The organism is Herbihabitans rhizosphaerae, from assembly GCF_004216555.1.
Classification (GTDB): Bacteria; Actinomycetota; Actinomycetes; order Mycobacteriales; family Pseudonocardiaceae; genus Herbihabitans; species Herbihabitans rhizosphaerae.
The window spans coordinates 150,168-176,414 of the sequence record NZ_SGWQ01000008.1 but is presented as its reverse complement, the minus strand read 5'-3'; the positions used below and the strand labels follow the sequence as shown (position 1 = coordinate 176,414).

Below are 26,247 nucleotides of genomic sequence, written 5' to 3'. Positions count from 1 at the left end.
ACGAACGCCCGTGGCGGGAGTTCGATCACGAGGCGATCACCGAACTCGCCCGGATTCCGTTGCGGGACAACGAAGAGCGACCCTGTCCGGCGTGCGGCGAGGTCTCCGTGCGGCACTTCACCCACGACTACGACGAGCGGGTCGCGTTCTCCTACACGTGGTGCCGGGCGTGCCGCCGGTACGCGTCGTCACGCGGCCCGGCCGGCACCGCACCGCGTGACGACGACCCGAAGCTGGCCGAGCTGTTCGGCCGCAGCCCGAACCGGCTGCTCCCCTACCTCGACAAGCTGTGGCGCTCGGGTCCGGCACACCCGCGTAGTCGGGCAGCTCGACGCCGTTGATCGCACGCTCGATCAGCTCCATGTCCCACTCTTCGGGCGCGAGGCTCGGCTCGGTGTCCGGCCCGGGAACGTCGCGGCTGCGCGCGTTCAACCGGCCGATCTCCTGGTTGGCCTCGACGAACGAGCGCATCCGCCGCTCGTAGCCGGCGAACCCGGCCTCCGGGTCCCACCCGGCGGCGGCCAGCTCTCCGGCCAGCAGGTAGGCGCCGACCAGAGCCAACCCGGTGCCCTGCCCGGACAGCGGCGACGAGCTGAACGCCGCGTCTCCGAGCAGCCCGACCCGTCCGCTCGACCAGCGGTCCATCACCACCTGGGCGACCTGGTCGAGGTAGAAGTCCGGGGTGTCGTCCAGGTGCGCGAGGATGCGCGGGGTCAACCAGCCGAGGCCGGCCATCCGCTCGCGCAGCAGGCGCTTCTGGGCCTCGACGTCGCGGTAGTCCACGTCGAAGTCGGCCGAGGGGAAGGAGAACATGGCCATCCCCCGGGCGGCGTGCTGGATGGGCCGCAGGAGGGCGGAGCGCCCGGACTCGGACTCCTGGTACTCGAACAGCCAGCGGTCCAGCCCGAACTCGTTGGGCACGCTGTAGAAGGCCAGCACGTGCCCGAGGTGGCGGACGAACCGCTCGTGCGGCCCGAACACCATCGCTCGCAGCGCCGAGTGCAGCCCGTCCGCCCCGACCACCAGGTCGAAGCGCCGCCGGTCGCCGCCAGCGAAGACCACGTCGACCCCGTCCGCGTCCTGAGTGAGCTCGGCGATCCGGTCGCCGAAGAGGTACTCGACACCGTCCCGGGTATCGCGGTGGAGCACTCGGGACAGGTCCCCGCGCAGGATCTCGATGTCCGCGATGTAGCCGTCGCCACCGTCGTCGTCCGCGCGGAAGGTCTCCAGCACGTTCCCATCCACGTCCACCGTGTACGCGCCAGCGGTCTCGGTGCGGGCCGCGCGGACCGCCGCGTCCAGCCCCATCCGCCGGATGACCTCCTTGGCGACCCCGCGCGCGTCCACCGCCTGCCCACCGGGACGCAGCTCCGGAGCCCGCTCCACCACGGTCACCTCGGCCCCCCGCCGGCGCAACCAGTGGGCCAGCGCGGGCCCCGCGATGCTCGCCCCCGCCACCAACACCCTGGTGCTGCTCACAGCGCCCCCCGCTCAACCTTGAACATCATGTCCTCCTGTCATCGGAGGGGTAGACGTTCTCGGCGCAGAAAACTCATCGGCAGATGGCGAAGACGTCGCCTGGCTTAGGACGGCAGCCGGGACGCCGCGGCCTCCAGGCCCTTCTTGGCCGCGCCGCAGGCCTTCGCCTCGTCCTTGGGAGCCGGAGGTGAGTTGGAGATGCTGACCTGGAGCTCCAGCGTCTCGCTCGAGTTCACTTCGAGCAGGATCTTGCACACTCCGCCGACGGCCTGGGCCGCGCGCCTGCCCGCGATCTCGAATTCATTCTTGTAGAGGTAGTTCGACGACTTGAGCTTGTCGAACGACTTGCTCTCGATCCGCAGCGTGTAGTCGTAGGCGATGCACGCGGGCGCCTTCATGACCTCGCCCTTGCGCGGCTTGTATTCCTGGTACAGGTCGGCCGCGTCGGCGGGCTTGACCAGGGTGCACGGGTCGACGCCCAGGATCGACGGGCCGTTCTTGCCGGCCTTTCCGGCACCGGTCGAATCGCTGCCCAGATCGCCGCCCTTGGTGGTCTCGGACGCGCTCCCGCCGGGGGTGCTTCCCTTGTCGGAGTCGCCGCACCCCGAGACGTTCGCCGCCACTGTCAACGCCAAGGCCGCCAGCACGGCGGCACGCATGGTGGAACCCATGTCTCCCTCTCGAAGGCTTTGGCGCGCAAGCGAAGCACAGCGCACTCACAACTCGCTAAGCGAGCGGAGCTTAACCGGCGCGCCCCAGCTCAGCGCGTCGAGACGGTCGAGGGTGTGGTGGTCGGCGGCGCTGTGGTGGTCGGGGACGTCGGGCTCTCGTAGTCGAACCTGCCGGGCAGGCTGACCGACTCGTTGTCCCGCACGCGGGTCGCGGTGCCGGAGTACTGCTGGGCGGCCTCGTTGAACCGCCAGCCGCCGAACACCTTGCCGTCCACCGCCACGCCGGTCTCGTCGGCGACCTCACCGGCGAGCCGCTCGTAGGACACGTCGTTCCAGTTGCCGGCGGCGACGGGCCGCGACGAGCGCTCGGCCGCGCTCGCGGTCAGCCGCCACAGGGTGAAGTGCACGTGCGCGCCGCTGCTGCTGCCGCCGCAGGGCAGCGCGTTGCCGACGTTGCCCAGTTCGGCGCCCTGCTCGACCTGCTGGCCTTCGGTGACCTTGACGTCTTCCATGTGGTAGTAGCCGGTGCGCCAGCCGTCGGCGTGGTCGATGGTGACCCAGTCCCCGCCGCTGCAGTGCTGGATCCGGACGGTGCCGGCCAGCGGCGCGCGCACGGTGTCGTCGGCGGGGTTCATGTCGATCGCGTTCTTCACGCCGCTGGTGCCGTTGTCGGAGTGAATGCCGGCGGACCGGACCGCTTGACCTGGCGCGAGCGGGAGGCCGAACGCCGGGAACTCGTCGGCCGCCTCGGCTCCGGGCGCCGCGATGAGCAGCCCTCCGCCGAGCAGCGCCACGGCCAGCGCACCGCCGATTCGAGCACGCGACCAAAACCGACCGGACGTGTGTTTTTGCACGACAATCGTCACTTGTCGAGATCCTTCCGCACCTAAAGATTAACCCGAGTGGGCGATCTTAGAGACACGATCGGCTGAACAGTACAGACGAAAGTCGCTACTTGTTACCTAGAGTTGGACCGGGAGCGTGTCCAGCCGGCGGCCGAGGAGGATCACCGGCCGCCAGTCCGGTTCCTGGTACGCGGGCCGGATGTCCGGGAAGCGGGACAGCAGGATGCGGAAGCATTCGTCCGCTTCCATTCTCGCCAGCGCCGCGCCGAGGCAATAGAACACGCCGGTGCCGAACGCGGTGTGCTTCTTCGACTGCCGGGTGATGTCGAACCGGTCGGGGTCCGCGAACACGTCCGGATCCCGGTTCCCGGCGTTCATCGCGAGAAAGAACTGCCGGCCGGCGGGAAAGGTGTGGCCGGCCACCTCGACGGTCTCCGTACTCACTCGGGAGATCACCGATGCCGGCCCGGTGATGCGCAGCATTTCCTCGATCGCGCCCGGCATCAGGTCCGGATCCGATTTCAACAGATCGAGCTGGTCCGGATTCTCGAACAATTGGACCATCCCGTTCGAGATGAGGCCGCCGGTCGTCTCGTGTCCGGCGAACAGGAGGAGAACGCAATTGGATACGATTTCCTCCTCGTCGACCAACCCGTCCTTCTCGGCGGCGACGAACATGCTGATGAGATCCTCACGCGGTAAGCGCCGGCGCTCGTCCACCAGTTCGCGCATGTAATCCTGCATTTCGAGAACACTGCGCTGACATTGCCGTAGCTGGTCGAAACCGGTGATCTGGAAGATCGCGGTGATGTCCTTCGACCAGGCCTGTAACTGCTCGCGGCGGCTGGTCGGCATGCCGAGCATCTCGGCGATCACCAGAGCGGGCAGCGGATAGGCCAACTCTGCCACGAGATCCAGCCGGCCGTGCGGCTCCACCGCGTCGAGCAGTTCGTCGGTGAACTCACGAACCCGCGGCCGGAGCCGGTCGATCACCGCGGGCGTGAAGTAACCCCGCAAGAGCTTCTGGAACCGCAGGTGATCGGAATGGGTGGTGTGCCCCATCCAGCGCTCGACGGACGTCCGCAGCGGCAGCAGTTCGTCCAGCTCGGCCGGGCTGAGGCGGCGGAGCCCCTGGGTCAGATTGGCGGTGGCCATCCTGCGATCCCGCAGCACGGCGACGATATCCGCGTGCCGGGTCAGAAGCCCGGCATCGAGCTGCGAAATCCAGGCGATCGGCGTCTCAGCGCGAATCCGATGCAGCAATGGCATCGGATTGTTCATGGCCTCCGGCGTGAACAGATCATATTCCGGAAACGCCGAATCGGTGACAGTCATCCACAACGCTCCCCTGTCGCACACCCGTGACAAGAGCATTCTTGTCGAACATTTGTGGGGTGTCGATCGGCCGAACGAGTATCAGTCCTTGCCGGTCTCGCCCTTCCAGCGGGCGAACCGGCCGGCCCGGTCGACCGCCCTGATCCGCGCCTCGGCCGCGTCCCGCACCGACGCCGTGGCGACCACGAGCAGCTGATCACCCTCCTGCAGCCGGGTCGTCGGCTGTGGCGTGAACCCCTTGCCGTCCCTCGCGATCAGGCTGATCGTCGCGCCGCGCGGCAGCCGCAGCTCGGACAGGTACACGCCGTGCAGCCGCGACTTCTCCGGGATGCGCACCTGCAGCAGCTCGGCGTCCAGCTCGTCCAGCGGCGCGGAGTCCACTTCCACCTCGACCGACTCCGCTCCCCTCGTCAACCCCAACCACCGCGCGACCAGCGACAGCGTGCTGCCCTGCACCAGGGTCAACACGATCACCAGGACGAACACGCCGTCCACGAGTTGCTGCGCGCCGGCGACACCTTCGGACAGCGGGATCATCGCCAGCACGATCGGCACCGCGCCGCGCAGGCCGGCCCACGATAAGAAGACCTGTTCCCGCCACGGCATTCGGAACGGAGTCGCGGACGCCAGCACGGACAGCGGGCGGGCCAGCACGGTCACCACCGCGCCGGCGACGAGCCCCGGCACCACGGCGTCGAGCAGTCGCGACGGCGAGGCGAACAGTCCCAACAGGACGAACAGCCCGATCTGGGCGAGCCACCCCAGGCCTTCGGCGAACGACAGCGTGTCCGACCGGTGCGGCAGCCTCGCGTTGCCCAGCACGAGCGCCGCCACGTAGGTGGCCAGCAGGCCGGACGCGTGCGCGGCCTGGCCGCCGGAGAAGGCGAGTACGCACACCGCGACGGTGGCCAGCGGGTACAGGCCGGTGGCCGGCAGGGCGGCACGGCGCAGCGCCCACGCCCCGAGCCAGCCGAACACGAACCCGATCACGCCGCCGGCGAGCAGCTCGTAGACGACCACCAGCGGCAGGGTCCAGTCCACCGTGCTGGCCGTACTGAGCAGCACCACCGCGATGTAGGCGGGCGCGTCGTTGAGGCCGGACTCCAGTTCGAGCGAGCCGATCAGGCGGCGGCTCACCGCGATTCGGCGCAGCACGCTGAACACCGCGGCGGCGTCGGTCGGCGCGAGCACGGCGCCCCACAGCAGGGCCAGCCGCCAGTCCAGGCCGAGGATGTAGTGCAACGCGCCACCGGTGACCCCGATGCTGATCACGACGGCGATCGTGGACAGCGCGATCCCGATGCCGAGCGCGGGTTTCACGGCCGACCAGCGGGTGGTGAGCCCGCCTTCGGTGAGGATCATGACGAGCGCGGCGAGCCCGAGCGCCTGGGTGAGCTGCGCGTCGTCGAACTTGATGCCGAAGCCGGCCTCGCCGATCAGCACTCCCAGCGCCAGGTACACCAGCAGCGACGGGAAGCCGAGGCGAACCGTGATCCGCACCGCGACGACCGCGACCAGCAGCACCGCGGCGCCGATGCCGAGCGCGATCGTCAGGTCCTCCACGCCGCCTCCCGCCCGTCCGCCGTCGCCCCATTGTCCCAGGTGGACGCCTCAGCCACTGCGCATAGTGATCAATTCGGCCAGATATGCCGCTCTCGGCGATGCAGAACGCGGGACTCACCGGTGCAGGGCGCGGGACTCGCGCGGTTGGGATCAGCCGAGGAGGCGGGCCAGGATGTCGGCGGCGTCGGGAGGGGCGGGGTCCAGCTCGATCAGCTTGTCCCGCCCGCGATCACCGCGCACGATGTGGAAGTCCTTGGCGCGCAAGGTGAACGCGGCGGCCAGTGCGCGCAGCACGGCGTCGTTGGCCTTGCCCTCGACGGCCGGCGCCGCCACCGCGACGACCAGCGCCTCGCCGCCGGGCCCGGCCCAGCGCCCGCCGACGGCGTCCCGCTTGGCGCCGGGTTTGACCCGCACCGCGAACCGGAACGCGGTCACACCGGCGCGGCCAGCATCGTGGTCAGCACGTCGTCCAGGTGCGCCCGCCGCGCCGCCTTTCCCTGAGGCAGCACGCCGGGCGTGGCGCGCATGAGCTGCGCCTGCCCGAGGTAGACCGAGTACGCCAGCACGGCACGCCGGCGGGCCTGCGCGCGGGCGAACCCGAGCTGTCCGAGCAGTCGCGCCAGGTAGCCGATCCGCCGCTCGTTGACCCGGCTCACCGCGGCGGCCACCAGCGGATCGTCCGATGTGGACAGCAGAGCCAGCTCCACGTGCGGGCCGTGCGCCGGATCGAGTACCGCGCCGAACAGCCGGCGCAGCCGTGTAGCCGGATCGCCGCCCTCGGCCTCCACCATGTCGATCACGGCCTCGGTGTGGTCGCGCTCCCACCGCTCCAGCGTCGCGGTGACCAGCGCCTCCCGGTTCGGGAAGTGCCAGTACGCACTGCCCTTCGTCGCGCCGACCCGGGCGGCGAGCGGCTCGATGGCCACCGCGGCGAGCCCGCCGTCGGCCAGCGCCTCCAGCGCCGCCGCCGTCCAGTCGTCCCGCGTCCTGCGACGCACATCACCCGCGCTCTTCACGGTTCCGTACGGTACCGTACTGACAGCACCATACGGTGCCGTATGGAGGTGATCGACCATGATCAAGAACGTGCACGAGCGCACCTACCCGGTGCCGGCGTCGACCATGGCGCCCCTGCTCGACCGGATCGCCGAGCCAGGCAATCCCTTGTGGCCCACCGAAAAGTGGCCGCCACTGGTGCTGGACCGGCCGCTCGGCGCCGGTGCGGACGGTGGACACGGCCCGATCAGGTACACCTGTACCGCCTACGAGCCCGGCCGGCGTGTCGAGTTCACGTTCAAGCCGCCCACCGGACTGGACGGCACGCACACGTTCATCCTCACCGACAACGGCGACGGCACCTGCGCGCTGCGCCACGAGCTGATCGGCACCGCGCCGGGGCTGAACCGGATCATGTGGGCGATCGCGATCCGCTGGATGCACGACGCGCTCCTCGAGGGCCTGCTCGACAAGGCCGCGCACGCCGTCGACCACCCGCCCGCGCGCCCGTTCATCTGGCCGGTCTGGACGCGGCTGGTGTACCGGGTGTTCGGACTGCTCCAGAAGAAGGGCGCCCGCGTCTGATCACCTGCGGCCGGTGACGTCGGCCAGCATGACCTGCTTCGCGCGCAGCGACACCACGTGCAACACCGAGCCGAGCGCCTCGTCGCGGCTGTCCACCAGCGTCGGGTTGGCGATGTGCACCGTGCGGCCCAGCCGCGTGAGGTCCGCTTCGCCGGCCGCCAGGACGTTGCGCACCCAGTCGGTCTCGCCGTAGTAGAGGACCACGGCGACCTGATCGCCGAACCGGTACGCGTTCACCGGCGTGCGGTACTCGGCGCCGGAGGTCCGTCCTTTGTGGACGATCAGGGCCAGCGGCGGCACGTACGGCGCGACGAGCCGCATCACCTTGTTGGCGTACCGCTTGTTGAATCGGGCGAGCCTGCGGGCCACTGCCATGTGACCCAGTGTCCGGCGTGGCGGCGCCGGCCGCTACTGGTATCCATGTCCGGTGACCGACGAGTTCGACTACACCACTCTGGCGACGTGCACGATGTGGCCCGAGCCCACCGATCCCGGCAGGGGCGCGGCCGCGCTCGCCGAGCACGGGGATCGGGCCGCCGCGTTGGCCGCCACGGGCCTCACGCCCGATCCGCGCCGAGGCTTCGTGCACCGGGTGGTGTGCGGGACGTGCAAGGGCGCCGGCACGGTCGGCGCGTACTCCGGGGACCTGACCGAGTGGGAGGACAACGCGTACACCTGCGGCCACTGTCACTGCTCGGGCGACGAGCCGGACTCCCCGGTGGACGACGTGCCCGACGAGGCGCACGTGATCGCACTGGGCGACCGGGTGGACGCGGTGACCGAGGTCGAGGGGTTCGCCTGGGAGCTCGTGGATCGGCTCGGTGCGCTCGGCTGCGCGGTAACGCGGCTGGCCTGGCAGGTCGGGCGGCCGAGGAACACCGGGTGGTACCTGGTCCCCTATCCGGTGACCGCGGCGACGTCGACCGTTCCGAGCAGGCTGCTGGGCAAGGACGACTTCGAGGTCGTCAAGCCGGTCTACGCGATCAAGGGTGAGGGCGACAGTCCGCTGTCCATGACCGGCCACGGCGGCAACCTGGCCCAGCACGCGCGCTGGCAGGAGGTCACCAGGCGTGGGCTGCGCTATCCGGACGCCGACGAGTTGCCGAAGATCTACAAGACGTTGGCGGGAAACCCGGCGGCGGGCAAACCGTTCACCGAACTGCGCAATCCGTACACGCCGCTGCTGCACATTTGGCGCGCCGGATTCGGCGTGGACTACATCGACGACACGATCAAGCTGCGGGTCCACGCGAAGTAGCCGACCGACCTGGTCCGTTCGAGTGATTCGGTTGTAGGCATCGCAACGTGCTCGCTACCGTCGCTGTTGCACGGTGGGCCGTGCGGTCACTGGGGGTTCACTATGCCGGACGCAGCGGACATGCCGACCAACGCCGAGTTGGAGCACATCAAGCAGCAGGGTGCCCAGTTCAAGGCACTCGCCGAAGCAGGCGGCTTCGGCGTCAACGAGGCCATGGGCAACGCCTACATCGGCGCCATCAACCGCATGCTCGACCGAATCGACCAACGAATCGGAACAGCCGGACGCTCGATGGCCAACGAGCCGCAACTCGGCCACAGCTACGCCGCGCGGGAGGTCCGCAAAGTAGCCGTCGAGGCCGCTACGGACCCCAATGGCCTGGTCACCCGCATGACGCAGGTCCAACAGACGTTGATCGACTTTCGCGCCGCAGTCGAGATCGCCAAACGCCAGTACCACAACATCGAGGAAGAGCAGGCCCGCCAGATGAAGCGCCTGGGACCGCAATGAATCGAACACGCACCCGTTTGGCCGCGACAGCGCTCACCGTGGCTGCGGTCTCCGTCGTGGCGGCAGGATGCTCCTCGGACGCCAACGGACAACCCGGACCGCCTTCGACCTCCGTCACGGCACCGACCGATAACCCCGCGCTGCCACCCGACATCACGGGGCCAACCGAACCCCACAAGCCGCAGCCCGACCCTCGACTCGTTGGCGTCAACCCGTGCACCATCCTGCCGGAGGCTGAACTCGCGGCCATCGGGTTCGACGCTCGCGGCCAGGCGGAGCCACGAAACCATGCGTGCAGTTGGCCAATGACTGGGTACCTCGGAGGATTGCAGATCCTTGAGCGCATAGGCCCGAAGGATCTACCACTCCATTCAATGACCGAGCCCGCTAAACCCTTACCGCAAATAGGGCGACACAATGCGGTTCAATACTTCATCGCCACGAGTTGCCGCGTCAGGATAGAGGTTTCGGAGACGTCCAGCGTCGATACTGACGGCGGCGCGCAGGGAGACAAAGGGCGGGCTTGTGATATTGCGATGAAGTTGGCGCGGGCAGTGGAGCCGAAGCTGCCATGAACGACTGTCTGGGGGCGTGACATGAATCCGGGTGATCCAGTACCCATTCCTGGGGCGATGAACGCGCACGGGATCGTGGTGCGGAAGAGGCCGTACATTCCCGGTAATGACGCTGGGGAGTTGAAGGCGCTCCGCGACGAGTCGAGGCAGACAGGCGTGCCTGTCGAGCAGTTGATCAACGCCGACGGGCAGATGCGGGAGCACCTCGCCGGCCAGACCGTCCGGCCGATCAACACCCCGGGCGCGCTCTACGACCAGCACGGCCACCAGCAGATGTACGACATGGTGCACAACGACGTCAACCCCGCAGCTGTGCGCCAGACAGGCGATGACTGGGTCGGCTTCGGGAACGATCTGATCACCTTCCAGGAGGAGATCTCCCGCGCCATCGGCACCGAAGGCGGCCAGTGGAACGGCAAGGCGGCGAATGGTGCCAGGGATTTCTCCGTCGGGGTCGGGAACTGGTTCGGGCAGACGGGTTCGGGGGCACTGGCGACCGGTATGGCGTTGCAAAAGTCGTCGGACGCGGTCGCGAATGGGCAGAAGAAAATGCCTCCGGTCGTGCAGTACGACCGGGCGGCTTTTCTCGCACGAATGAATGCGGCGCCACCGCAGGACAAGCAGGCGATCGCCGACGAGGCGCAGCGTGTCTACAACCAGGCGAACGAACAACGGCTGATCGCGGCCGGTGTGATGTCGGGAATGGATCAGCAACTGACCGGTACGGCGATGCCGACCTACACGCCACCGCCGACGCTGAACGCCCCGGCGGGCACCTCGACGCCGAGCGGCACCGGAGACGGCACCGGCCGGCCGACGACGCCCGGCGTGCGGCCCGGTGGCGGCCGACCGGCCAGGAGCGGCGACCCCACTGGTGGCACCGGTCAGCAGGTCGCACCGCCACCGCCGATCAGCGGTGACGCCGGCCGACACGATCAGCCCGGCCGGCAGCCCACTCCCGGCCCAGGTTTTGAGCCTGTCCCAGTTCCAGGTGGCCACGGCGGCATCACCAATCCTGGCCAGTGGACACCCGTGCCAACCGACGCTCCGGGCGGTGTGGACCGCTTCGGGCCTACTGGTGGCCAAGGCGGTGGGCAGGGTCCCGGCGGGATGGTGCCGCCCGTCGCCGGCGGGTACGGCGGTGGCTACGGCCCCACGGGCAGCGATGGCGGGCGTGGTGGCACGGGCGGTCGCGCGCCTGGCGCCGGGAATGCCGTGGGCGCCGGCCCGCGTGCGGGCGGGATGCCCGGCGTGGACCCGCACGGCGGCGCGGGGCGGGCCGGTGGTGGAGCACGTCCTGGCATGGCCCCTGGCGGGATGCCGCTCGGTGCGGGCGCGGGCCGTCAAGGCGACGACGACAAGGAACACGACCGGCCGAGTTGGCTCGTGGACGGCGATCCCGACGAGACCTGGTTCGGAGACGACTATCCGGCGCTTCCGCCGACCACTATCGGCGAAGACTGATGCCGGCGACGTTCACCGTTTCCCTCGCGGCGCTGAACATCCTGTCCGAGCATCTGAACACCAGTCTGCGCACCTTCCCGTTCGAACCGCCACTCGTCGGCCAGTTCATCGAGGAGCGCGAGCGGATCGCGGACGCGGTGTGGAACGACCTCGTGCAACGGGACCTCGCCATCCGGCCCGGTGAACTCCACGAGAACGTGGCCCTCGCGCTGCGCCTGCTGACTACCGCCACGACCGGCATCGCCGTGCTCGGCACCGCTCACGACCTGACGATCGCGGCCCGAGCCTGCGGGAAGGGCAAGCACGCCGTGCTCGCCGTGGAACACGACACGCGACTCAGGTTCACGACGATCTTCCCGACCGCGCTGGCACGCGAAGCCGTCGGGCTGCTGCCCCAGTTGCCCGCCGGCCCTGGCAGGTCGATCACCGTGACGAACCGATCGGCGGACCGGAAACCGTTGGAGGACAACGAAGACCGGTCGTTCCTCCGGCAGCCGCGCGCCGCACGGGGCGCGACCAGAGAGGACCGGGAACTCGCCAGCCTGATGAGCCGGCCGTCGACCGGCGGCGGCTTCTTCGCGGTGACCCATCGCGATCAGATGGGCCGGCAACAGACCTCGTCCGAGCTGACCTGGATGGACACCGAGGCAGGTCGCTACCTGATCAGACACCACCCTGAGCAGGACGGCCCGGGACGGACAACGGTGTCACCCGCCGACACCGGGCGTCTTGTCGAGGCGCTGCGATCCCTCGCTTGCCCTACTGCATGAGCCTGGTGGCGATACGGTGCGCGAGCGGTGTCAGCATCGTGATCGCGCTGGCCGGATTGGACTGGCCACCAGGCTTCCATTCCTGCAGGAGCACGACAGTGCGGCCAACGCGAAAGACAAGATTAGGGCTCCTGAGGATCGTATTCACGCATACTAGTCCGTCACCAATTCGTTGCACCACGGGAACCGGCTGGCCACCTGGACGAGGAATCGGAGCCGATGGATCGCAGTTGAGGTATTCGCCCGTCGTAGCCTGCGCCGGATCGCGATAGACATCGAACTGGACCACGAGTCCGCGCGTATCGAGATCGTGCCGTTTCTCGCTACGCTCCCCGCGCGCACACGAAGTCTCCAGCCAGAACGAACGAGGATGCACGGGGTCAGTCGGCTCGTACGTTTCAAGCTCACCGATGTGGTGCCGGGTCACGGTCCGGCCGCTGTCCTCGATTCCGTACACTTCACGGAACATCTCGGGCGTAAACACCTCGCACGGATCAGGCGTAGCGGCCTGAGGCTCACGATAGCTGAATCGCATCGGCGCAGTCGGCGCTCGCAGCAGATTTTCCAGGACTCGATTCGTGATCGCGTCCTCGATCTGTGTCGGATCAGGCAAGCCCGGTCGTGGCGCGAGCGGAACGCCGATCCCGACCACGGCGGTGAAGCGGTCAGCGATGATCGTCGCTTCACGACCATTGCGTACCCGCGCCAGGTAGACCTTCATCCCATGGAAGTCTGGCAGCCGCCGCGCGTCGCGCGCGAGCGCGTTCATGATCCGCTCGCGCCCATGGCTTGGGTCATCGTTGAACGGAGGCTGGGCGATCGTCACGTCGAGCCACCGAATCTGTGTCCCATCACGTACCGGATAAGCGCAACTGCTCCCCTGCGCCCCGAGAAAGTCAATGGGCGCGCGGCTCCCCGTTCCCGGCCGTTCCATGCGACTCGTACGCACGGACTGGGTCGAATCCAACTCGAGGCCAAATTCGGTGAGCAGGCTCATCGGGAGCACCGTGCACGCGTCGATGGCCGGCTCGCCGCCTATGGTCGGCACCGGCCCGGAGCCCGCTGACTGCACGAGCAATGGCACGGGTTTCATCGAAGGCACCGCTGGTCGATCCGATCCCGGCAATGTGGGCAGGGTGTCCGACGAGATCTCTGCGAACGCCGTACCGGCAACATGCCAACCGCGATACCCGACCACCACAGTCACCACTGCGGCGACCGTCACGACAATGCAGGCGACACAGCCGAAACGAACCTGCCTATCCCCACGCAAAAATCTGCCCACCTGATCCCCCAACTCAAGACACCGCCACGCTGACGGGTGGTCACCAAGAGTGACGCGCACGCAGGAGCGCACGCCACCCGCGCTCCCCCACCTGGAGAACCGGCCCGCTCACGTTCTTGGAATCCCGCACCGATACGTCGTCACTCCTGAATGCCACCTCGACACAGCTACCCTCAGGTTCGCTGTAGCTGCTCTTCCGCCATTCGGTCGGGGGCATCGCGGGGGTCCTCCGGTCGGTCGAACTCGCTTGCGAGCGCCGCAAGCACCTCCCGCGATTGTCCCACGGTCAGGGCAACCTCCTTGATCCTGTCCAGCTTCGCCTGGTACGTGGCCACAAAAGGCTTCTCTTCGAGGAAGAGCCCCGGTTCGATATCCACCGACACGAGTGGCCGGTGCCGCTCGTATTCCCACCGGATGAAGGTCGGCCCGAAATGGGATCGTTCACCCAGATCGGCGGGGACGACCCTGATGGATATACCCGCCTGGTCAGTGAGCAATACGAGCTTGAGCAACTGCTCGTTCATCACACGATTCCCGCCGACCCGCAGCCGGAGCGCCTGCTCGTGAACGTAGAAGGTGAATCCGCCGTGGTTGAGCTGGCGTTGCCGTTCCATCCGAATGCCGACGTAGTGGTGCGTCAGCCCTGGGCTGACACCAGCACCCGTGCTCAGCGCCGTGGCGTATTCCTGGGTCTGCAGGATCCCGGGCACGACCAACGAGTCCCAACTCGATGAAGTGATCGCAGTGCTCTCGTAGTACAGCAGCGATCGCAACCGCTGTGTGAGCCAGTAGCCAGGGTTGCGCGCCTCGCGGCACAGCAACTGCAGGATGTCCATGTCGTTGGGCGTAGCGCCGCAGTAGGCGGCATAGCGCACGACCTGCGCCTCAGCGAGGTTCCTGTCACCGGATTCTATGCGTGACACCTTGGACGCCGACCAGCCGAGCCGGTCGGCCAAGTCGTAGGCCGGCAGCCCGGCCTTCTCTCGGAGCGCACGCAGTTTCTGACCCAGTTCCCGCGCCCGCGCGGTGTATTCGCGATCTCCCATGTGAGAACCGTAGTTCGCACCACCCGCAATCTTCGCCACAAACACTGAATGCCACCCGAAGGGCGCACGCCACCCCTTTCGTTGCGAGGGTCGAAACCGAGGTTGCTGGCGCGGCCAGCACATCACTACCCTGGGGTTACGCAATCACTGGGGGTGCTCACGTGGAGCAGCAACCACTCGTTGTCGCCTCGCCGGAGACCTTGACCAAGGTCGGCAGGGCGATGGACGAGACGGCGCACGGTCTGAAACGTGACCTGGTGACTCTGACGAGCGGCTCGGGTACGTCCGAGCCGGTCACGCCAGGGTTCGCGGCGTCGGTGGCGTTGGACGAGTGCGAGAAGTCGTGGGACACCACCCTGCGTGCTGAGGCCGCGCAGTTGGCGGCTCGTGGGGACGACCTGGTGTTGAACGCCAAGACGTACTTCGAGACCGAGATCGCGAACGTCGGCAAGTTCGTCGCCCGGTGAATCGACGATGGTGACTTACCACGAGTTGCGTGCGGTGGACCCGGACGTGTATTCGCGACAGGCGCAGCGGTGGTCCACGTTCGCGCACGCGATCAACAATCGCGGCACCGAGTTGCAGGGGCACATCAACGCCCTGGCCGACTGGCGGGGCCGGCCGCTGATGCCGCCAAGCAGGTGCTTTCCGCACGTCAGAAGGCGCTGTGGGACATGGTTCCCGCGTTGCGGAAGATCCCCAGCGTGTTGACGGACCTGCACGCGACAGTGACCGCGTGCCAGAACGTGATCTTCGCCGAGATCCCGGAGAAACTGCGGAACCTGGGAAAACCAGTCGTGATCGACCCCGACGGCCGAATCCTCGAACCGGTGTCGCTGATGAAGGCGAACGACACCGTCATGGGAGCGGTTCGCCGCGCCACGGAGGCCGATGGAACTGCCGCCGCCGAACTCCGCAAACTCACCGCCGAGGCACAGGGATTCGCTCAGACCGCCGACGACCAGCGACGCACCTGGGAGTCCATGCAGACCGTCCCGGCCGCGGGCGCCCCGCCCGGCGACGTCAAACGCTGGTGGGACGGGTTGACCGACCGGCAACGCGAAACACTGCTTTTCCTGCGCACCGAGCAGATCGGCTCACTCGACGGCGTGCCGGTCGAATGGCGCGACCGCGCCAACAGGATGCAGCTGCCCGGCGAAATGGAACGGATCCGGGAAGACATCGCGCGTATGACCGAACAGCAAGCCACGCGGAACACCCACGGCTCGATGGCGGGAGTCCCTTTCATCAAGCAAGAAGAGATCGAGAAGCTCAAGCAGAAACTCGCCGGCCTGGAAGCAGTCCTCAGCCGGCTGAACAAGCCAGTCGACCCGACCGCGCCACAGGCTCACCTGCTCAAGATCAGCACCGATGGGGCCGGCAAAGCGATCGTCGCCATGGGCAACCCAGATACCGCCACCAATGTCGCCACCTTCGTGCCCGGTACCGGGGCTGGCCTGAACCTCATCGGTACCGACATGAACCGCGCGGACAAGATGGCCGAAGCGGCAAGTGTGTATGGCCAATCACCCTCCACAGCGGTGATCGCCTGGACCGGCTATGACGCGCCTCAGGAGATATTCCCGGGTGGGGCGTCGAAAGACTCCTACGCCGACAACGCGCGGGCGGACCTCGACCGGTTCCAGGACGGCCTGCGCGCGACCCACCAGGGCACGCCGTCACACAACACCCTGATCGGCCACAGCTACGGCTCCACCGTCATCGGCCACGCCGCCCGTGACGGCAGCCTCGCCGTGGACAACATGGTGTTCGTCGGCAGTCCCGGCGTCGGCGTCGATCACGTACGCGATCTCCACCTCGACGGCGTGCCGCCAGACCAGATGTCCCAACGCGTCCACGCGACCACCGCGCTGCACGACATCATTCGCACAACACCACCAGGACTCCACTCGGCACAACCCATCTGGCAGCACTTCGGCGCGCACGTCTTCGAATCCAACCCGGGAACCAACAGCGTGACCGGTTTCTCCACCGAGGCGCACAGCGAATACTGGAACAAGCAAAACAGATCACTGGAGAACATGGGCAGGATCATCGCCGGCCAGCCAACCAAATAGTCGCGAGGAGCGGGAATGCGTGCGACAGCAGTAGTCGCTGCCATCGTGGTCGTTCTGGTCGCGATCGCCTCATGTGGCGAGGAGCCAGGTATGCACAACACCATCACCCAAGACGAAGCAGCCAAACGCGGCGAGGACTACCTGCGTCAAGCCATAATGGCCCTGCCGCCACAGGCGCGACCAGAGCCCTTCGGGCCCATCACATTCGATCCGTGCGACGATCCCACGGACCGCGGCCCACGGGGGCGGGTGGAGGTGTCTCACCGCTACAAGATCAACGGGTTGCCTCCGGCCGAGAATTCACGCCACATCGATCTGGTGAAACAATGGTGGGAATCGCACGGCTGGCGGGTGCTCTCGGATGACCGGCGGACGAACGGCAGGCATTTGTGGGTCGAGAATACGGCCGACAGTTTTCACATGAGCATCACCTCCAACCCTGGCAATGAGTTGTACATCGGGGTGACTTCGCCGTGCGTGTGGCCGAAGGGGACGCCAGAACCCACAGGCACCGCGTTGCCGGAGCCGGCAAGCTCCGGTGATCAGCCCGCGGTGGCACAGCCTCCTCAACCCAAGCCGGTGGCACGGCGACGGCGACCAACCCACGACGAGGACGAAGAAGACCTGTCACTGCGGGAAACCTGGAAGAAGCGGCCGCGCCGGCAACAATGATCGTTCGAGGTCGAAACCCGGTGTTCACGCGGCCGCGGTTGATCACGTTGTGCGCTCCTGGTGACGATGGATCGGATCGTCCGAACCAATGGAGGTCATCCGTGACGAAGACCCGCGGGGCCGCTGTGCGCGGCCTGTCCCTGCTCGCCTTACTGTTCGCACTGTGTGCGGCCACCGTGTCCAGCCCGGCGCCGGCCGCCGCCACCGAGGCGGGCATCAACTCGGTCTACCCGACCTGCACCATGTCCCGCTGTGCCGACGCCAAGAAGGCGTACGACGGCTGGCGCCAGCTCAACTTCCCGACCAGCCGCAACTGGTACAGCTGGCCCTACGGCCAGTACAACTTCGCCGGCGGCCAGTTCTACAACCGCGAGGGCCAGCTTCCCAAGGACCACAAGTTCTACGAGTACGACGTGTACCCCCGCGCGAAGGGCGCCTCGCGCGACGCGCACCGGATCGTGCGCGACACGAACACCGGCACGGTCTGGTACTCCCCCGACCACTACGAGAACTTCTACAAGATCGTCTGATCGTCGGCGCGGCCACGGCGGGTTTCCTTGCGCGGCAAGGAACCCGCCGTTTTATCGCACCTGGTACCGCAGCGAAGCCGCACCGGCCTCGTACTGCTTGACCTCGACCAGTTCCAGCCCGATCGTGCTCTCCGGGAACGGCCGGACACCCGAGCCGAGCACGATCGGCGCGACGATCAGCTGCACCTCGTCCACCAGTCGAGCGGCCAGCAGCGAGCGGCCGAGCGACAGGCTGCCCCACACGATCATGTCGCCGCCGTCGACCTGCTTGAGCGCCGCGACCTCGTCCTCCGCGCGGCCGCGCACCAGCCTGGCCGGCTCCCACGAACCCCACGGCGCACTGTCCAAAGTGGACGAGAACACGACCTTGCCGATCGTGTTCACCCGGTCCGCCACCGGTTCGTCGGCCGCCGTCTGCGAAGGCCAGTACTCGACGAACATCCGGTAGGTGGTCGCGCCGAGCAGCACCGTATCGAACCGCTCCAGGAATTCGACGTTGTCACGGTCCAGCTCGCGATAGTCCCGAATCGCCTCGAAGAAACCCAGCTCACCGTCCGACTCGGCGGCGAACCCGTCGACACTGACCAGCTCTTGCAGCACGACTTTGCGCATGGTCAGACCTTCGCACGGACACTTGCGCATTCGCCAGCGCCAGGTGCGCCGCCGCTCTACGATCCCCGGCATGCACTGGATCTCCCGCCCGTACCCACGGCTCGCGATCGCCGCCGCAGCTCTCGCCGTCGGCACGGTCGCCGCGTGCACCTCGACCGTCGCCGGTCAGCCGAGCGCCGCCGGCGGCGCGCTCAGCAGCGGAAACGCACCGACCACCGGCAGCGCGCCCCAGACGCCGGTCAAGCCGGTCGCCAAGCTGCCGTTCAAGGCCGCTGAAACCGAGGCGGCCTACGTCAGGGTGATGCGCCCGCTGCAACAGTGGGACCTGTGCGCCATCCATGACGTCCAGGCGGCCGAACGCGCCACCGCCGCCAAGGCTCGTTTCGTGAGGCCGGGGGCGCTCAATGAGTGCGAACTCAGCGTGGACACTCCCGACGGCAAGACCAGCTTCTCGGTCAACGTCGAGGTGTCCTACGAAGCCACGGAGCACAGCGCCGCCGAGTTCGGCCGACCAGGACCGAAGGCGCCGAGGTACCAGAAGGGCGATATCAACGGCGTGGTGCTCTACAAGGAACTCCCGCGCCCGGCCCATTTTCCCAAGCTCCCCGAATTCGGCACCTCCTGCCATTTCCTCTTTCCGATCGAGTATCCGCTGGGCGCCAAGGTCGAAGTGCACAGCGCGAGCAATGTCATGCCGTCCAGGGACGCTATGTGCGGCATGGCCGACACCTACATCACCGCACTGCTGCCGACGCTGCAGAAGCCGCCGCTGATCGCGAACAGCGCCACCACGCCGCAGATCTCCTTGTACGGCAAGGATGCGTGCGTTTCCATGGAACCCGTGTTCAGCGCGCCGGGAAGTGGTGCCGGAACAACCAAGTTCCTCACTATCGAGCACCTCTACAAATGCGGGTTCGGCGACGGCTACGGCTCCCCGGCGGTCGAGTTCACGACGGAACGAACCGACATGTTCGAAGGCAAGGAGCCCATCCAGTTCGGCGCCATCCGGGGTTTCGTCGAGCGGCGATCCCGCGAATGCAATTACTTCGCACCGGTCGATCAACCATTCTCGATCGACGCCAAGCTCGCCCCGTTCACGGCGGTCATCCGCTTCGAACCGGGCAACTGCGATGACGAGCTGGCCCGCAAGGTGGTCGCCGCGACCGTCGACCAGCCCGTGGCACCGCGCGGCGGCACCACGGGCAAGCCGGTCAAGCTCGGAGCACTCGGCCGCTGACGGCTATCGCCGGGTGACAGCCACCGTCACCTTCACACCCTCGCCGACCGTGCCGTCGAACCCGGACTCCACCGGGCCGTAGTCGATCGAGTCCGCCAGGGTCTCCCCCGCGACGAACTCCTGGTGCGCCCGCGCGGCCGCGACGACCTCGTCCGGCGCTTGCACGGTGAGCCCGATCCGGTCCGACACCTCCAGGTCGGCGTCCCGCCGCGCCTGCTGCACCACACGCACCAGATCGCGCGCGATCCCTTCGGCCGCAAGGGTTTCCGTGACCTCGGTGTCCAGCACGACGAGCCCCGAGCTGGCCGGCAACTCGGCGGTGGCGCCGGCGTCCACGGCGACCAGCCGCCGGTCGTACTCGCCCTCGCGCAGCTCGATCCCAGCCGCGATGATCACACCGTCCACAGTGGACCATTCGCCCGCCTTGACGGCCTTGATCACCTTCTGCACGTCACCACCGAGCCGTGGCCCGGCCGCCCGCGCGTTCACCGCCAGTTCGAACCGGCCGTGTGCCGCGACCTCCGTGGTCAGCTCGACCGACCTGACGTTCACCTCGTCGCGCACGATGTCCGCGAACGGCGCCAACGCCTCCGCGTCCGACGCGGCCACCAGCAGCTTCGCCAGCGGCAGCCGCACCCGCAGCTTGTTCGCCTTGCGCAGCGACAGCGCCGACGAGCACACCTGGCGCACCCGGTCCATCGCCGCCACAAGCTCGTCGTCGGCCGGCAGCTCGTCGTCGGCCGGCCAGTCCGCCAGGTGCACCGAGCGACCGCCGGTCAGCCCGCGCCACACCTCCTCGGTGGTCAGCGGCAGCAGCGGCGCGGCCAGCCGGGAGACCACCTCCAGCACGGTGTGCAGCGTGTCCACCGCATCCTTGTCACCCGCCCAGAAGCGATCCCGGGAACGGCGCACGTACCAGTTCGTGAGCCCCTCGAGGAACTCGCGCACCGACGAGCACGCACCGGAGATATCGTAGTCGTCCATCGCCGCGGTCACGTCGCGCACGAGCCGGTTCGTCTTGGCGAGCACGTACCGGTCCAGCACGTGCTCGCTGTCGGTGCGCCAGGTGCCCTCGATTCCCTCCGCATTCGCATACAGGGCAAGGAAGTACCACGAGTTCCACAGCGGCAGCACGGCCTGCCGGACGGCGTCGCGGATGCCGCGCTCGGTGACGATCAGGTCGCCGCCGCGCAGGATCGGTGAGGCCATCAGGAACCACCGCATGGCGTCGGACCCGTCGCGGTCGAACACCTCGCTCACCGACGGGTAGTTGCCGCGCGACTTGGACATCTTCTGCCCGTCGTCGCCCAGCACGATGCCGTGGCACACGCAGTTGCGGAACGCGGGACGGTCGAACAGCGCGGTGGCGAGCACGTGCATCGTGTAGAACCAGCCACGGGTCTGCGCGCTGTACTCGACGATGAAGTCGCCTGGGTAGTGGTGCTCGAACCACTCCGCGTTCTCGAACGGGTAGTGCACCTGGGCGAACGACATCGAGCCGGACTCGAACCAGCAGTCCAGCACCTCGGGCACCCTGCGCATGGTCGACTTCCCTGACGGGTCGTCCGGGTTGGGCCGGGTCAGCTCATCGATCACCGGCCGGTGCAGATCCTGTGGCCTGACACCGAAATCGCGCTCAAGGTCGTCAAGCGAGCCGTACACGTCGACGCGCGGGAACTCCGCATCGTCGGACATCCACACGGGGATCGGCGAGCCCCAGAACCGGTTACGTGAGATCGACCAGTCGCGGGCGTTCTCCAGCCACTTGCCGAACTGCCCGTCACGCACATGCGACGGCACCCAGTTGATCTCCTGGTTCAGCTCGACCATGCGGTCGCGGAACTTGGTCACCGCGACGAACCATGAAGACACCGCACGCTGGATCAGCGGGTTGTCGCAGCGCCAGCAGTGCGGGTACGGGTGCAGGTAGGTGTCGTGGCGCAGCAGAAGACCGCTTTCCTTCAGGTCGCGGATGATCTGCTTGTTGGCGTCGAAGACCTGCATTCCTTCATACGGCGGCACTTCCGCGGTGAACTCACCGCGTGCGTCGACCGGAACGACGACCTCGATATCGGCGGCGTCGGTGACGACCTTGTCCTCCTCACCGAAGGCAGGCGCGATGTGCACGAGGCCCGTGCCGTCCTCGGTGGTGACGTAGTCGGCGGCCAGGATCTGGTGGGCGTTGGTACGGCCCTCGAAGAAGTCGAACACCGGCTTGTACCGGGTGCCGACAAGCTCGGATCCCTTGCGGCGCAACAGAACTTCGGGATTCTCGCCCAGTTCCTTCGCGTACGCGCCCAGCCGCGCCTCGGCGAGCAGGTAGCGCTCTTCGCCGGACTTCACCATCACGTAGTCGACATCGGGGTGTACCGCGGCCGCAAGGTTGGACGGTAGCGTCCACGGGGTCGTCGTCCACACCAGAGCCAGCGCACCGTCCACTTCGGACTCGGGCGCGACGAGGCGAAGGCCGACCGTCACGGCGGGGTCCTGCCGGTTCTGGTAGACGTCGTCCATCTTGGTCTCGGTGTTGGACAGCGGCGTCTCGCAGCGCCAGCAGTACCAGAGCACCCGGAAGCCCTCGTAGACCAAACCCTTGTCCCACAAGGTTTTGAAGGCCCACATGACGCTTTCCATGTAGTCCAGGTCAAGCGTCTTGTAGTCGTTGTCGAAGTCGGCCCAGCGGGCCTGACGGGTGACGTACTCCTGCCAGTCGCCGGTATAGCGCAGCACCGAGGTCCGGCACACGTCGTTGAACTCGGCGATGCCCATCGCCTCGATCTCGTTCTTGTGCGTGATGCCGAGCTGCTTCTCGGCGGCCACCTCGGCGGGCAGGCCGTGGCAGTCCCAGCCGAACCGGCGCTCCACGTGCTTGCCGCGCATGGTCTGGTAGCGCGGGACGACGTCCTTCACGTAGCCGGTGAGCAGGTGCCCGTAGTGCGGCAGGCCGTTGGCGAACGGCGGACCGTCGTAGAAGACGAACTCGTTCGCGCCGTTCTCGCCGGCCGGACGGGTGTCCACGCTGGCCTGGAAGGTCCTGTCGGCCGACCAGTAGTCGAGCACGGCCTTCTCGAGAGTGGGGAACGACGGCTGCGAGGGCACGCTCGTGCCGTCAGTGGTGCTCACCTTGGGGTAGCCCATGGGGTCGTGCTCCTCGTGTGTTCAGATCCGCTGATCCACACGGGGACGACTCACGCCGCGGTACCACCCCGCTTGCCGCCGCTGTGTCTGTCCACAGTGGACGGCCACTCATTCGTACGGCTGTGACGGGCCGCACCCGTCCGGTTCTACTAGGGCTCGCGCCCGTTCTTCCGGAAGCTCCCCGGTGATGGCCGGATCAACGCCGTGTACCTCAAGAGTAGCGCCCGCGCGCAAATCGGTTACCGGGCACCACGCTTTGGCCTGCGCCCGGCGCGGTGACGCTCCGCCAGCACCGCGTCCGGCCCGCAGTAGGCGCACGGGGTGAAGCCCAGCGAGCGGGCCTCGTTCACCGGCAGCGGGATGATCTCGCGCGCACCCAGCCAGGTGCAGCGCGCCAGGTGGTAGCGCGGCCGTTCGTCGAGCACGACCACCTCGGCGGACAGATCCGACACCACGAGCAGATCGGCCGCGTCGGTCGGCTCCTCCGGCGGCTCGGCGTCCGGATCGATCGGCGGACGCCTGCTGGTGGCGGTCGCGGCTGTCGTCTCGGCCGCCGTCGGGGGCGGTGGCGGCGCCATCGCCCTGGTCGGCTGCTCGTCCGGTTCCACGGCGGCGTGCGCCCCGGTGGACTCGGCCGGCGGTATGTCGAATACCGGCTCGTCCAGCCGGACCGCCTCCGGCGTGTGCTCCACGGGCACAGCTCCCGGCGGCGGAATCCGCTCACCGGGAGCCTGTGTGGCCTCGTCAGCCTTCTCGTGCCGGCCGTGCTGCGATTCGTCGAACCGGTCGTCGCCTACCGCCGCCCCCTCGTCAGGTTGCGACGCGCGGCGGTTGCGCGACCAGTCGAGCACCAGCAGCCCGGCCGCTGCCACACTCACGATCACCGAGAGCCAGGCCCACAGCGTGTTCGCCGTGGTCAGGGCCGCGATCAGCAGACCGAGGGCGCCAAGCGCCAACACCAGGATGATGTAGAGCAACGATGCCCTCTCCTGTGACCGTGCGTGCTACGCGTCAGCCTGCCTCGGCGGCGCGTGGGCCGAAGGAGTAGCCCTGCTGGCCGGAGGAACGGCCGCCGCCCTCGGACGACGACGAGCCGGCCGGCGCGGCCGAACCACGGTCGCCGAGCTCGCGCAGGCTGGACTCGAGGAAGGTCTTGAGCCGGGTGCGGTACTCACGCTCGAACGTCCGCAGCTCGTCGATCTTCTTCTCCAGCGCCGAACGCTCCTGCTGCGCCTGGCCGATGACCTCGCTGTGCTGGGCCTTGGCTTCGCGCTCCAGGGTGGTGGCCTTCTCCTGCGCCTGCCGCTGCAGCGTCTCGGCACGGGTCCGCGCGTCGTTGAGCATGGTCTCGGCACGGGTGCGCGCCTCGTTCACCATGCTGTCCGACTTCGCACGCGCGTCACTGAGCAGCTGCTCGGACTTGGTGCGTGCCTCGGTGAGCATGCTGTCCGACTCGGACTTGGCCTCGCTGGTCAGCCGGTCGGCCATCTCCTGGGCCAGACCGAGCACCTTCGCTGCCTGCACGTGGTGGTCACCACCACCGGCGGCACCAGGCGAGGTCTGCTCCAGCGCGGTTGGCGGTGGCACCGGGGTGAGCCTGCGCGGCTCCTCCACCGGACGCGTGGAGGTCGACGTGCTGGTCGCGGCGGGCGCCGGACGAGAGCTCTCGCGGTCGGCACGAGCCGACTCGAGCTGCTGGTCCAGCTGCTCCACCTGCTGACGCAGGTCGTTGTTCTCCTCGATCAGGCGGGCGAGCTCAGACTCGACCAGGTCGAGAAAGGCGTCCACCTCGTCCTCGTTGTAGCCCCGCTTGCCGATGGGAGGCTTGCTGAACGCAACGTTATGTACGTCAGCGGGGGTCAACGACATCAGATCACCTCACGCACTCAGGGGCTGCGGTCGCCCAGGTCCCCGTTACCCGGGATACGCCAGTTGCATCAGTATGAACACAACCAGCAACAGCACCATAATCGATAGGTCTAGCCCCACACCGCCAATTCTGATCATCGGGATCAGCCGGCGTGCAAGACGAACCGGTGGGTCCGTCACTGTGTAGATGGTCTCGAGCGTCACCGCAACCCCACCCGCCGGCCGCCACTCGCGCGCGAACGCGCGAACTAACTCGACCACAACACGCGCGGTCAGCAGCAGCCAGAACGCGAACAGGACGTAGTACAGGACGATCAGGACCGGGCTCACTCTTCAACTCTAGCGTCGGGTGAGGAATCCGCCCTCAGCCATTCGTTTCTTGTCCTCCGCGGTCGGGTCGACGTTGGGGGGTGAGATCAAGAACACCTTGTTGGTGACCTTGTCCATCGAGCCGCGCAGGGCGAACGCCAGCCCGGCGGCGAAGTCCACCAGCCGCTTGGCGTCGGCGTCGTCCAGCTCGGTCAGATTGATGATCACCGGTGAACCCTCGCGGTAGCGTTCGCCGATCACCCGAGCCTCGTGGTAGCTGTTCGGATGCAGCGTGACGATCCGGCCGAGCGGATAGCCGGCCTGCGGAGAGGACTGCATCGGAGGCTCGGGCGTGGGACGCAGCCTGGCGACCGGCTCACGCTGGGTTTCCATGGCCAGCGCTCCCCTGGTCGCGGTCTCATTCGACCAGGAAGGACGAACCGGTCCGCGGCTCACCGGAGACAGGTCGTCCACCTCGTCGGCCGGCTCGTCGCGGTAGCGGCGGCGCCCCGAAGCGGGGGCGTAGTCGTAGTCGTCGTCGTACTCCGGGCGGTACCCACGGCGGTACCCGTCGTCCTCAACGGCGTCGTAGTCGTCCAGGTCGTCGGCGGGGACCATGCCGAAGTACGCCTTCAGCTTTTGCAGCGCGCTCATGCCTCTCCTCCGCCCGGTATCACTCAAGGTGAGGCTAACCGCCGTCCGCCTAGCAGAGCGGTTCCGACACGCACGCTTGTAGCCCCGTGAGCGATCGCTTGTTCGAGATCAGCACTCATACCCGAAGAGAGTTCAGCCGCCTCCGGATGATCGTCTCGGACCCGCCGGGCAGCGTCCGCGAGGCGCTCGAAGGCCTCGTTCGGAGCCATCGTCAGAGGTGCCACGGCCATGATCCCGAGGAGATGCAAATCACCCGAAAGGGCTACATGGTCCGCGAGTGTCGCAAGATCAGGAAGAGGGCAACCGCCTCGTTCGGGGTCACCGTCGATGCTCGCCTGGACCATCACGTCCAGCGGTTCGGCGCGCGTGCCGTCCTCCCGCGCGGTGTGCACGGCCTTGGCCAGCGCGTCGGCCAGCCTGGTCGAGTCGACCGACTGCACCTCGGCCGCCCAGCGCACCACCGACTTGGCCTTGTTGCGCTGCAGGCGGCCGACCATGTGCCAGCGGACGGGCGCCTCGGGACGGAGTTCGCGCAGCTCATCGGCCTTGGCCGAGGCCTCCTGCTCGCGGTTCTCGGCCAGGTCGGACTGGCCGAGGTCGATCAGCAGCGCGGCGTCGGAGGCCGGGAAGGTCTTCGTCACGGCGATCAGCCGCACCTCGGACGGGTCGCGGCCGGCGGCGGCGCACGCGGTGGCGAGCCGTTCACGCACGGCGGCCAGCGATTCGGCGATCTCGAGACGTCGCGCTTCGGTCCGATCGCTCACGG

Annotated in this window: 29 protein-coding genes; 11 read left to right on the top strand and 18 right to left on the bottom strand. The window is 67.8% G+C overall.

The features are described from left to right. Nucleotides 1-117 precede the first annotated feature (117 nt). From EV193_RS22955 to EV193_RS22925, 7 genes are all read right to left on the bottom strand, one after another. Nucleotides 118-1,479 carry an FAD-dependent monooxygenase gene (locus EV193_RS22955; protein WP_207222757.1) on the bottom strand — a complete coding sequence of 454 codons (1,362 nt, stop codon included), beginning with the start codon at nucleotides 1,477-1,479 and terminating at the stop codon, nucleotides 118-120. 104 nt (nucleotides 1,480-1,583) lie between these two features. Continuing rightward, nucleotides 1,584-2,150, bottom strand: coding sequence for a DUF3558 family protein (locus tag EV193_RS22950; RefSeq protein ID WP_130346279.1), 567 nt, complete (start codon nucleotides 2,148-2,150; stop codon nucleotides 1,584-1,586). Nucleotides 2,151-2,239: 89 nt separating this feature from the next. Continuing rightward, a complete protein-coding gene (locus tag EV193_RS22945) occupies nucleotides 2,240-2,944 on the bottom strand; it encodes a M23 family metallopeptidase (protein ID WP_242613589.1) in 705 nt (234 codons plus the stop codon). Nucleotides 2,945-3,112: 168 nt separating this feature from the next. Beyond that, on the bottom strand, nucleotides 3,113-4,330 hold the full coding sequence (locus tag EV193_RS22940; protein ID WP_130346278.1) for a cytochrome P450: 1,218 nt from the start codon (nucleotides 4,328-4,330) through the stop codon (nucleotides 3,113-3,115). Nucleotides 4,331-4,411: 81 nt separating this feature from the next. Continuing rightward, nucleotides 4,412-5,893: a potassium/proton antiporter gene (locus tag EV193_RS22935; RefSeq protein WP_130346277.1), complete on the bottom strand. Its 1,482-nt coding sequence runs from the start codon at nucleotides 5,891-5,893 to the stop codon at nucleotides 4,412-4,414. A 150-nt stretch (nucleotides 5,894-6,043) separates the two neighbouring features. After that, nucleotides 6,044-6,328, bottom strand: coding sequence for a DUF167 domain-containing protein (locus EV193_RS22930; RefSeq protein ID WP_242613588.1), 285 nt, complete (start codon nucleotides 6,326-6,328; stop codon nucleotides 6,044-6,046). Next, entirely contained in the window at nucleotides 6,325-6,909 is a 585-nt protein-coding gene (locus EV193_RS22925) for a TetR/AcrR family transcriptional regulator (protein WP_242613587.1), read from the bottom strand. The genes EV193_RS22930 and EV193_RS22925 overlap by 4 nt, the downstream gene beginning before the upstream one ends. Nucleotides 6,910-6,967: 58 nt before the next feature. On the opposite strand from EV193_RS22925, the gene EV193_RS22920 reads away from it, so the two are divergent. Then, nucleotides 6,968-7,474 (top strand): SRPBCC family protein, encoded by a 507-nt coding sequence (locus EV193_RS22920; RefSeq protein WP_130346275.1) that lies wholly within the window; start codon nucleotides 6,968-6,970, stop codon nucleotides 7,472-7,474. Here EV193_RS22920 and EV193_RS22915 read toward each other — a convergent pair whose 3' ends face one another. Continuing rightward, nucleotides 7,475-7,849, bottom strand: coding sequence for a nitroreductase family deazaflavin-dependent oxidoreductase (locus EV193_RS22915; protein ID WP_130346274.1), 375 nt, complete (start codon nucleotides 7,847-7,849; stop codon nucleotides 7,475-7,477). A gap of 52 nt (nucleotides 7,850-7,901) precedes the next feature. Between EV193_RS22915 and EV193_RS22910 the strand changes: the two genes are divergently transcribed. The 5 genes from EV193_RS22910 to EV193_RS22890 all read left to right on the top strand — a co-directional run bounded on the left by EV193_RS22910 (nucleotide 7,902) and on the right by EV193_RS22890 (nucleotide 12,051). Continuing rightward, nucleotides 7,902-8,732: a hypothetical protein gene (locus tag EV193_RS22910; RefSeq protein WP_130346273.1), complete on the top strand. Its 831-nt coding sequence runs from the start codon at nucleotides 7,902-7,904 to the stop codon at nucleotides 8,730-8,732. Nucleotides 8,733-8,852: 120 nt separating this feature from the next. Next, complete coding sequence (locus EV193_RS22905; RefSeq protein WP_130346272.1) at nucleotides 8,853-9,242, top strand: hypothetical protein; 390 nt, start codon at nucleotides 8,853-8,855, stop codon at nucleotides 9,240-9,242. Then, a complete protein-coding gene (locus EV193_RS34795; protein WP_130346271.1) occupies nucleotides 9,239-9,817 on the top strand; it encodes a DUF3558 domain-containing protein in 579 nt (192 codons plus the stop codon). Before EV193_RS22905 ends, EV193_RS34795 begins: the two co-directional genes overlap by 4 nt. A gap of 156 nt (nucleotides 9,818-9,973) precedes the next feature. Continuing rightward, nucleotides 9,974-11,281 carry a chromosomal replication initiator protein DnaA gene (locus tag EV193_RS34485; protein WP_130346270.1) on the top strand — a complete coding sequence of 436 codons (1,308 nt, stop codon included), beginning with the start codon at nucleotides 9,974-9,976 and terminating at the stop codon, nucleotides 11,279-11,281. Next, nucleotides 11,281-12,051, top strand: a complete 771-nt coding sequence (locus EV193_RS22890; protein WP_130346269.1) for an ESX secretion-associated protein EspG — start codon at nucleotides 11,281-11,283, stop codon at nucleotides 12,049-12,051. Before EV193_RS34485 ends, EV193_RS22890 begins: the two co-directional genes overlap by 1 nt. Here EV193_RS22890 and EV193_RS22885 read toward each other — a convergent pair. The 3 genes from EV193_RS22885 to EV193_RS22875 all read right to left on the bottom strand — a co-directional run bounded on the left by EV193_RS22885 (nucleotide 12,041) and on the right by EV193_RS22875 (nucleotide 14,382). Continuing rightward, nucleotides 12,041-13,276 (bottom strand): hypothetical protein, encoded by a 1,236-nt coding sequence (locus tag EV193_RS22885; protein WP_130346268.1) that lies wholly within the window; start codon nucleotides 13,274-13,276, stop codon nucleotides 12,041-12,043. The two genes, EV193_RS22890 and EV193_RS22885, sit on opposite strands and share 11 nt — an antisense overlap. Before the next feature lie 100 nt (nucleotides 13,277-13,376). Next, a complete protein-coding gene (locus tag EV193_RS22880) occupies nucleotides 13,377-13,553 on the bottom strand; it encodes a DUF397 domain-containing protein (protein WP_130346267.1) in 177 nt (58 codons plus the stop codon). Continuing rightward, the gene (locus tag EV193_RS22875; RefSeq protein ID WP_165401469.1) at nucleotides 13,510-14,382 is read right to left on the bottom strand and encodes a helix-turn-helix domain-containing protein; all 873 of its coding nucleotides are present in this window, start codon (nucleotides 14,380-14,382) and stop codon (nucleotides 13,510-13,512) included. Before EV193_RS22875 ends, EV193_RS22880 begins: the two co-directional genes overlap by 44 nt. A 161-nt stretch (nucleotides 14,383-14,543) precedes the next feature. Between EV193_RS22875 and EV193_RS22870 the strand changes: the two genes are divergently transcribed. From EV193_RS22870 to EV193_RS22855, 4 genes are all read left to right on the top strand, one after another. After that, nucleotides 14,544-14,849: a hypothetical protein gene (locus EV193_RS22870; protein WP_130346265.1), complete on the top strand. Its 306-nt coding sequence runs from the start codon at nucleotides 14,544-14,546 to the stop codon at nucleotides 14,847-14,849. Between the two features lie 237 nt (nucleotides 14,850-15,086). Then, on the top strand, nucleotides 15,087-16,460 hold the full coding sequence (locus EV193_RS22865; RefSeq protein ID WP_165401468.1) for an alpha/beta hydrolase: 1,374 nt from the start codon (nucleotides 15,087-15,089) through the stop codon (nucleotides 16,458-16,460). A 15-nt stretch (nucleotides 16,461-16,475) separates the two neighbouring features. After that, the gene (locus tag EV193_RS22860) at nucleotides 16,476-17,132 is read left to right on the top strand and encodes a hypothetical protein (protein ID WP_130346263.1); all 657 of its coding nucleotides are present in this window, start codon (nucleotides 16,476-16,478) and stop codon (nucleotides 17,130-17,132) included. A gap of 101 nt (nucleotides 17,133-17,233) precedes the next feature. After that, a complete protein-coding gene (locus tag EV193_RS22855; protein ID WP_207222756.1) occupies nucleotides 17,234-17,662 on the top strand; it encodes a ribonuclease domain-containing protein in 429 nt (142 codons plus the stop codon). A 51-nt stretch (nucleotides 17,663-17,713) separates the two neighbouring features. On the opposite strand, the gene EV193_RS22850 is transcribed toward EV193_RS22855, so the two are convergent. Further along, nucleotides 17,714-18,274 carry a dihydrofolate reductase family protein gene (locus tag EV193_RS22850; protein WP_130346261.1) on the bottom strand — a complete coding sequence of 187 codons (561 nt, stop codon included), beginning with the start codon at nucleotides 18,272-18,274 and terminating at the stop codon, nucleotides 17,714-17,716. Between EV193_RS22850 and EV193_RS22845 the strand changes: the two genes are divergently transcribed. After that, nucleotides 18,267-19,511, top strand: coding sequence for a hypothetical protein (locus EV193_RS22845; RefSeq protein ID WP_130346260.1), 1,245 nt, complete (start codon nucleotides 18,267-18,269; stop codon nucleotides 19,509-19,511). The genes EV193_RS22850 and EV193_RS22845 overlap by 8 nt on opposite strands. A gap of 3 nt (nucleotides 19,512-19,514) precedes the next feature. Here the strand turns inward: EV193_RS22845 and ileS are convergent, their stop codons facing one another. From ileS to EV193_RS22815, 6 genes are all read right to left on the bottom strand, one after another. Continuing rightward, nucleotides 19,515-22,649, bottom strand: coding sequence for an isoleucine--tRNA ligase (gene ileS, locus EV193_RS22840; protein WP_130346259.1), 3,135 nt, complete (start codon nucleotides 22,647-22,649; stop codon nucleotides 19,515-19,517). 239 nt (nucleotides 22,650-22,888) lie between these two features. Further along, nucleotides 22,889-23,626: a hypothetical protein gene (locus tag EV193_RS22835; RefSeq protein ID WP_130346258.1), complete on the bottom strand. Its 738-nt coding sequence runs from the start codon at nucleotides 23,624-23,626 to the stop codon at nucleotides 22,889-22,891. 34 nt (nucleotides 23,627-23,660) lie between these two features. After that, complete coding sequence (gene wag31 / locus EV193_RS22830) at nucleotides 23,661-24,518, bottom strand: DivIVA-like cell division protein Wag31 (protein ID WP_130346257.1); 858 nt, start codon at nucleotides 24,516-24,518, stop codon at nucleotides 23,661-23,663. Nucleotides 24,519-24,563: 45 nt separating this feature from the next. After that, a complete protein-coding gene (locus tag EV193_RS22825) occupies nucleotides 24,564-24,833 on the bottom strand; it encodes a YggT family protein (protein ID WP_423202214.1) in 270 nt (89 codons plus the stop codon). 24 nt (nucleotides 24,834-24,857) lie between these two features. Further along, nucleotides 24,858-25,481 (bottom strand): cell division protein SepF, encoded by a 624-nt coding sequence (locus tag EV193_RS22820; protein WP_130346255.1) that lies wholly within the window; start codon nucleotides 25,479-25,481, stop codon nucleotides 24,858-24,860. A 23-nt stretch (nucleotides 25,482-25,504) separates the two neighbouring features. Then, nucleotides 25,505-26,245: a YggS family pyridoxal phosphate-dependent enzyme gene (locus EV193_RS22815; RefSeq protein ID WP_130346254.1), complete on the bottom strand. Its 741-nt coding sequence runs from the start codon at nucleotides 26,243-26,245 to the stop codon at nucleotides 25,505-25,507. Nucleotides 26,246-26,247: the final 2 nt, after the last annotated feature.